The organism is Aquabacterium sp. (genome assembly GCF_034003525.1).
Lineage (GTDB): Bacteria > Pseudomonadota > Gammaproteobacteria > Burkholderiales > Burkholderiaceae_C > Aquabacterium.
In genome coordinates this window covers 106382-113484 of sequence record NZ_JAVEYN010000011.1, presented here as the reverse complement: position 1 = coordinate 113484, position 7103 = coordinate 106382, and the positions used below count along the sequence as shown (strand labels likewise).

At 65.7% G+C, this 7103-nt stretch carries 5 protein-coding genes and 1 pseudogene; 4 read left to right on the top strand and 2 right to left on the bottom strand.

Features of this window, described 5'->3' with window-relative positions; translation table 11 throughout:
• Positions 1 to 114 precede the first annotated feature (114 nt).
• Positions 115 to 969: pseudogene (locus RBT42_RS08750) on the bottom strand (tyrosine-type recombinase/integrase); the annotation flags it as partial.
• Between the two features lie 336 nt (positions 970 to 1305).
• Here RBT42_RS08750 and RBT42_RS08745 point away from each other — a divergent pair.
• Entirely contained in the window at positions 1306 to 2355 is a 1050-nt protein-coding gene (locus tag RBT42_RS08745; RefSeq protein ID WP_320364192.1) for an NADP(H)-dependent aldo-keto reductase, read from the top strand.
• 22 nt (positions 2356 to 2377) lie between these two features.
• On the opposite strand, the gene hrcA is transcribed toward RBT42_RS08745, so the two are convergent.
• The gene (hrcA, locus tag RBT42_RS08740; protein WP_320364190.1) at positions 2378 to 3397 is read right to left on the bottom strand and encodes a heat-inducible transcriptional repressor HrcA; all 1020 of its coding nucleotides are present in this window, start codon (positions 3395 to 3397) and stop codon (positions 2378 to 2380) included.
• A gap of 95 nt (positions 3398 to 3492) precedes the next feature.
• Between hrcA and RBT42_RS08735 the strand changes: the two genes are divergently transcribed.
• From RBT42_RS08735 to rapZ, 3 genes are read left to right on the top strand one after another with little or no spacing between them, the layout of a single operon-like run.
• Positions 3493 to 4395: an NAD kinase gene (locus tag RBT42_RS08735; protein WP_320364188.1), complete on the top strand. Its 903-nt coding sequence runs from the start codon at positions 3493 to 3495 to the stop codon at positions 4393 to 4395.
• Positions 4396 to 4399: 4 nt separating this feature from the next.
• A complete protein-coding gene (recN, locus tag RBT42_RS08730; protein WP_320364186.1) occupies positions 4400 to 6148 on the top strand; it encodes a DNA repair protein RecN in 1749 nt (582 codons plus the stop codon).
• Complete coding sequence (rapZ, locus tag RBT42_RS08725; RefSeq protein ID WP_320364183.1) at positions 6145 to 7083, top strand: RNase adapter RapZ; 939 nt, start codon at positions 6145 to 6147, stop codon at positions 7081 to 7083. Before recN ends, rapZ begins: the two co-directional genes overlap by 4 nt.
• The last annotated feature ends 20 nt before the right edge of the window (positions 7084 to 7103 follow it).

Genomic DNA, 7103 nt, shown 5'->3' with positions numbered 1-7103 from the left:
TGATGGGGCCACTGGGCAATGTCCCGCCTGCTGAGTTCGAGGCAAACTACCATCAACAACGCGCTGGTCAGGCCGCGACCGTCTGACTTAAACCAACTGGCCTCCGCGAAACCCGGGGCGCTTCAGCTTGCCATCCTTGCCCGGCTCTCCAAAGAACACCAGGTGGGTTTCCTTCCTTGGGCGCAGCGGGTTGTCCAAAGCCTCCTGAAACAAGGCTGACGCTTTGAGGCTGAGCGGCACCGTGCGTGGCATGGTGTTCTTGGTTTGCTTGAGGGCCACCACGCGCTTGACCAGATCGACCTGCTCCACCTTCAGGGAGGTGATCTCGGAGGAGCGCATGCCGGTTTCAATGGCAATTCGAACAATCCAACGCAGCATGGGGTTCGAGTACTGGTCGATCAGTTGCATCAAGCGCTGCTCTTCCTTTGGGTTCAGGCGGCGATTACGGCCCGCACCCGGCGATGGGCGACGAACGTTGAGCACTGGGTTGTAAACCAGGCCCACGCCCCACTCCTTGATGGCCACGGTGAACAGGTGTCCGAGCAACGCCAGCTCAAGGCGCACCGTGTTGGGTTGGAGTGGCTTAGGGTTGCCTTTAGCGTCCTTGCGGTCAACGCCTGCCAGGCGGTCATCCCGGTACTTGGCCACCAGCTCTGATGTGATGCCCGCTAGGGCGTAGGGGCCAAAGTGGGCCTTGAGGGTCGCGGCGCGGGGCTTCTCGCCTTGCTGGGTGTACGGGCGCTTGTGGATCGTCACCTCGCGCAAGTAGCGGTCCATGGCGTCAGAGAAGAGCATCTTCTCGGCCTGGCTGCGCTTAACGTACATCCCGCGCACCATCTCGTCCTCGGTGGAGCGCGCCCAATCCTCGGCGTCACGCTTGAGGCGGAAAGTCTTGCTGGTGGTGGGGAAGCCCGTCTTGCGGATGACGGCTTTCCAGGTCCCTGATGGTGTCTTGACGATGGTCGGCATTCGAGACTCCTGATGGGTCGTCTTTGGGCACTGTACCGAATTTGTACCTTTGGGTACTTTTCGGCAGCTTATGATGACACACCAATCGCTCGCCAACCTCGATGAATACTGGGATCCGTGCTTTTCAGAGTCTCACAAAGCCACAGGATTATGAGTCCTCTGCTCTGACCAACTGAGCTAACGGCCCCCTGCCTTGCACAACAAGGAAGCCGCGATTGTAGCGGCGCCCAGGCGCCCCGCGTGACCCCACATCCCCTCGAAACCAGCGCCCTCGCCTCGGATTTGCCGCATGGCCTAGGATGAAAGCTTGCCATTGCCCCATCCCCAGGAGTCCTCATGCAATACCGCCCCCTTGGCCGTACCGGCCTCAACGTGAGTGCCATCGCCTTGGGCACCATGACCTGGGGTGAGCAGAACACCGAGACCGACGCGCATGCGCAGCTCGACCTGGCCCTGGACGCCGGCATCAACCTGATCGACACCGCCGAGATGTACCCCGTGCCGCCGCGCCCCGAGACCCAGGGCCGCACCGAGCAGTACATCGGCACCTGGCTGCGCAAGACGGGCCGACGCCACGACATCATCCTGGCCACCAAGGCCACCGGCCCGGCCCGCCAGGCCGCGCGCCCCAGCCATGTGCGCGGCGGCCGCCTGCTGCACACCCGCGAGAACCTGTTCGAGGCCGTGAACCTGAGCCTGCAGCGCCTGCAAACCGACCACATCGACCTGTACCAGCTGCACTGGCCCGACCGCTCGACCAACACCTTCGGCCAACTGGGCTTCACGCAGGTGAAGGACGAGGTCACCACGCCCATCGAGGAAACGCTGGCCGCGCTGCAAGAGCTGGTGCAGGCCGGCAAGATCCGGCATGTGGCCGTCTCCAACGAAACGCCCTGGGGCCTGAGCCGCTTCCTGCACCTGTCCGAAACGCGCGCCCTGCCCCGCGTGGCCAGCATCCAGAACCCCTACAGCCTGCTCAACCGCAGCTTCGAAATCGGTCTGGCCGAGATGTCCCTGCGGGAGGACGTGGGGCTGCTGGCCTACTCCCCGCTGGGCTTCGGTGTCTTGAGTGGCAAGTACCTGGCCGGTCAGCGCCCCGAGGGCGGCCGCCTCAGCCTGTTCGAGCGCTTCAGCCGCTACAGCAACGACAACGCCGAGCGTGCCACCTACGAGTACGTGAGCCTGTTCCGCCGCCACGGCATCGACCCGGCACAGGGGGCGCTGGCCTTCGTCAACAGCCGTGCGTTTGTCACCAGCAACATCATCGGGGCGACCACACTGGCGCAACTGCAGGCCAACATCGACAGCCTGAACGTGGTCTTGCCACCCGAAATGCTGGACGGCATCGAGACCATCCACCAGCGCTACCCCAACCCGGCGCCTTGAGCGGTCTGAAGCGGCGCCCCGCTCACTTCTGGCTCAGCGCGTTGCTGACCAGGCGCGAGGTGATGTCCACGATCTCGATCATGCGGTCGTAGGCCATGCGGGTGGGGCCGATCACGCCCAGCGTGCCGACCACCTGGCCATTGATCTCGTACGGTGCCGACACCACCGACAGCTCCTCGAAGGGCACCACCTGGCTCTCGCCGCCGATGTAGATGCGCACGCCATCGGCACGGCTGGAGCCGTCGAGCAGGCGCATCAGTTGCGTCTTCTGCTCGAACAGGTCGAACATGCGGCGCAGCGAGCCCAGGTCGTGCGAGAAGTCTTCGACCGTCAGCAGGTTGCGCTCGCCGGACAGCACCAGCTGATCGCTGCTCTCGGCCAGGGCCTCGCCGCCGGCCTGCACCGCCGCCTGCATCAGCGTGGCAATGTCGCCGCGCAACTGATCGACCTCGCTGCGCAAGCGCTCGCGCATTTCGTCGATCGTCAAGCCCGAATAATGGCTGGTGAGGATGTTGCTGGCCTCCACCAGTTGCGACTGGCTGAAGTCTTCGGCGGTGAAGATGACGCGGTTCTGCACATCCCCATCGGGCGAGACCAGGATGACCAGCACGCGCTTTTCACCCAGGCGCAAAAACTCGATGTGGCGGAACACCGAAGCCTTGCGCGGCGCCGTGACCACGCCCACAAACTGCGAGAGGCTGGACAGGATGTTGGCCGCGTTGGCAATGACGCGCTGCGGCTGGTCGGGCTGCAGTTGCCCACGGGCTTCGCTGGCCAGTTCGGCCAGACTCTGCGGGCGGGCGGTCAGCATGGTGTCGACGAACAGGCGGTAGCCCTTGGGCGTGGGCACCCGGCCGGCCGAAGTGTGGGGGCTGACGATCAGGCCCAGGTCTTCGAGGTCGGCCATCACGTTGCGGATGGTCGCGGCCGACAAATCGAGCCCCGACGCGCGCGACAGCGTGCGAGAGCCAACAGGTTGGCCATCGGCAATGTAGCGCTCGACCAGCGCTTTCAACAGGATCTTGGCACGGTCATCCAGCATGGGTCCTTCATTCTAGTTTCTGGGCCGCGTTTTTGCCGCCAACCTGCCGGGGGAATGACCTAATTTGACACATTCGCTGTGGTGTAATTCCTCGCATGTCGAGTCCGTCTTCCTGCCGTTTCCGTCACGCTGCCCTGGTGGGCAAATACCAGGCCCGCGGCATCCGCCCGATCCTGGAGGATGTCGCACATTTGTTGGCCCGCGCAGGGGTGGACGTGTCCCTGGAAAGCGAAACCGCTTTCAACACCGGCATGACGGAATACCCGGCCCTGACGATCAAGGAGATCGGTCAGCAGTGCGATGTGGCCGTGGTGCTCGGCGGCGACGGCACGATGCTGGCCATCGCCCGTGAGCTGGCGCCCTTCAACATCCCGCTGATCGGCATCAACCACGGCCGCCTGGGCTTCATCACCGACCTGCCGCTGAAAGACGTGGGCACCACCCTGCCGCTGATGCTGCGCGGCGAGTATGAAGAAGAAAGCCGCGCCATGCTGGCCGGGGCCGTGCTGCGCCCCATCCGCGGCGACGGCTTCGAGACCATCTACGAAGGCTTTGCCATCAACGAAGTGCTGGTGAGCCGCGGCGCCACCGCCAGCATGGTCGAGCTGCGCGCCGAGATCGACGGACAGTTCGTCGCCAACTACCGCGCCGACGGCCTGCTGGTGTCCTCGCCCACGGGTTCGACCGCGTATGCGATGTCGGCGGGCGGGCCCATCATGCACCCCGGTGTGGGTGGCTGGGTGATCGTGCCGATTGCCTCGCACACCTTGTCCAACCGCCCGCTGGTGGTGTCGGACGACGTGACCATCACCATCGAGATCGTGGCCGGCAAAGACGCGGGCATGAACTTCGACATGCAAAGCCTGGCCAGCCTGCTGCACGGCGACCGCGTGATCGTGCGCCGCTCGGACCACCACGTGCGCTTCCTGCACCCCAAGGGCTGGAGCTACTACGCAACCTTGCGCCGCAAACTGCGCTGGAATGAAGGAGTGAGTTGACACCATGCTGCGTCGCCTGACCCTGCGTGACTTCGTCATCGTGACCAGTCTGGAAGTGGACCTGAGCGGCGGCTTCACCGCGCTGACAGGCGAGACCGGTGCGGGCAAGTCCATCCTGATCGACGCCTTGCAACTCGCCTTGGGCAGCCGGGGTGACGCTGGCGTGGTGCGCGAGGGCGCGGCACGTGCCGACATCACCGCCGAATTCGAGCCCTCGGCGCAACTCACCGCCCTGCTGACGCCCTGGCTGGAAGAAGCGGGCTTCGACAATCTGGAGCCTGGCGCGCCGCTGTTGCTGCGCCGCGTGGTGGACGCCCAGGGCAAGAGCCGTGCGTGGATCAATGGCTCCCCCGCCACGGCCACGCAACTGCGCGAGTTGGGCGAGCACCTGGTCGACATCCACGGCCAGCACGCCTGGCAAAGCCTGACCCGCGCCGACGCCGTGCGTGCCCTGGTCGATGCACAAGCCGGCGTGGACAACGAGGCACTGCAAGCTGCCTGGGTGGCGCGCCGCGAGGCGGCCCGCCGACTGGACGAAGCCCGCAGCCAGCAGGCCGACCTCGAACGGGAGCGCGAGCGCCTGCAATGGCAGATTGGCGAACTCGACAAGCTCAGCCCGCAGGCCGATGAGTGGGAGACGCTGAACACCGAGCACGGCCGCCTGAGCCATGGCCAGGCCATCCTGGATGCCGCCCGTCTGGCTCTGGATGCCTTGTCGGAGGCCGATGAAAGCGCCGAGAGTCTGACCGCCCGCGCCATCGACGCGCTGGAAGACGTGGCCTCGGTGGAGCCCCATCTGGGTAACGCTCTGGAGGTGCTGCGCGAGGCGCAGGCCCAACTGCAGGATGCCGCACGCAGCCTCAACAGTGCCCTGCACCACACCGAACTGGACCCGGATCGCCTGGCCGAACTCGACAACCACATGTCGATGTGGATGAGCCTGGCGCGCCGCTACCGCCGCCCGGCTCCCGAGCTGCCCGAGCTGCTGCAGAGCTGGCGCGACGAGCTGGCCAAGCTGGACGCCGCCACCGATCTGGAGAAGCTGGAGCGCGATGCCGAGGTCGCCCACCAGGCCTGGCAGAAGGTGGCGCACACCGTGAGCCGCCAGCGCAGTGCCGCAGCCCCCTCGCTCTCGCATGCTGTGACCGAGGCCATGCAGGAGCTGGGCATGAAGGGCGGCCGCTTCGAGGTGGCCCTGACCGCGCAAACCGAGCCGCAGGCCTATGGGCTGGAGAACATCGAATTCCTGGTGGCCGGCCATGCGGGCAGCACGCCTCGCCCGCTGGGCAAGGTGGCCTCAGGTGGCGAACTGTCACGTCTGGCGCTGGCGATTGCCGTCACCACCTCGCAATGCAGCGACGAGCGCAGCCAGGTCGGCACCCTGATCTTTGACGAGATCGACTCTGGGGTGGGCGGTGCCGTGGCCGACACCGTGGGCCGCCTGATGCAGCGCCTGGGTCGTGACCGTCAGGTGTTGGCCGTGACCCACCTGGCCCAGGTCGCCGCCTGTGCGCACCAGCATCTGGTGGTGGCCAAAGCGGTGCACGACGGGCAGACCACCAGCGACATCGGTGAAGTGCGCGACGACGAGCGCACCACCGAGGTCGCCCGCATGCTGGGTGGACAGATCACCGACACCAGCCGCGCGCACGCGCAGGCCATGCTCGCCACCGCACACGCCCAAGACATGCAGGATGCCGAGGCCGCGCCGACCGCCGGCAAAGCCACCCGCAAGCGCAAGGAGGCCGCATGAGCCAGCTCGACATCGTGTTGTTGACCGGGATCTCGGGCTCGGGCAAATCCGTGGCGCTCAATGCGCTGGAAGATGCGGGCTACTTCTGCGTGGACAACCTGCCCCCCGAATTGCTGCGCGGCCTGGTCGACCTGGAAGTGCAGCGTCCCAACGAACTCAAGCGCCGCATCGCGGTGGCCATGGACGCACGCAGCGTGGACTCGCTGCCTCACCTCAAACCCGTGCTCGACACCCTGAGGCAAGAGGGTCTGAAGGTGCGCTCGGTGTTTCTGGACGCCAGCACCGATACGCTGGTGCGCCGCTTCTCCGAGACGCGACGCCCTCACCCGCTCTTGAAGTTGCGGCCTCAACCGCCGGCCGACGCTCCGCGCCGACGCGCCAGTGACCATGAGGCCGCCAACCCCGATGCCGCCACCCATGCCCTGATCGACACGATCAGCATGGAGCGCGAGCTACTGGGCCCGCTGCGCGAGGTGTCGACGGTGATCGACACCAGCCTGCTGCGACCGGCACAGTTGCGCACCTGGGTGCGTCACATCGTGGGCGCCGAGCCCGCGGGCCTGACCTTGGTGTTCGAATCGTTCGCCTACAAGCACGGCGTGCCGATGGACGCCGACTTCGTCTTTGACGTGCGCATGCTGCCCAACCCTTTCTATCTGAAGGAGCTCAAGCCGTTGACCGGGCGCGATCAGCCCGTGATCGACTATCTGGACGCACAACCCGAATCGGCCGAACTACTGGCGCAGATCGAGGCCTTCTTGCTGCGCTGGCTGCCCACGCTGGAGAGCGATCAGCGCAGCTATGTGACCGTGGCCATGGGCTGCACCGGCGGTCAACACCGCTCGGTGTACTGCGTGGAGCAGCTGGTCAAGCGCTTCGCGGGCAAAGGTGTCGTTCTGTCACGTCACCGGGAACAGGACGCCCGCAGCGCCTGATGGATCTGATTGACCTGATC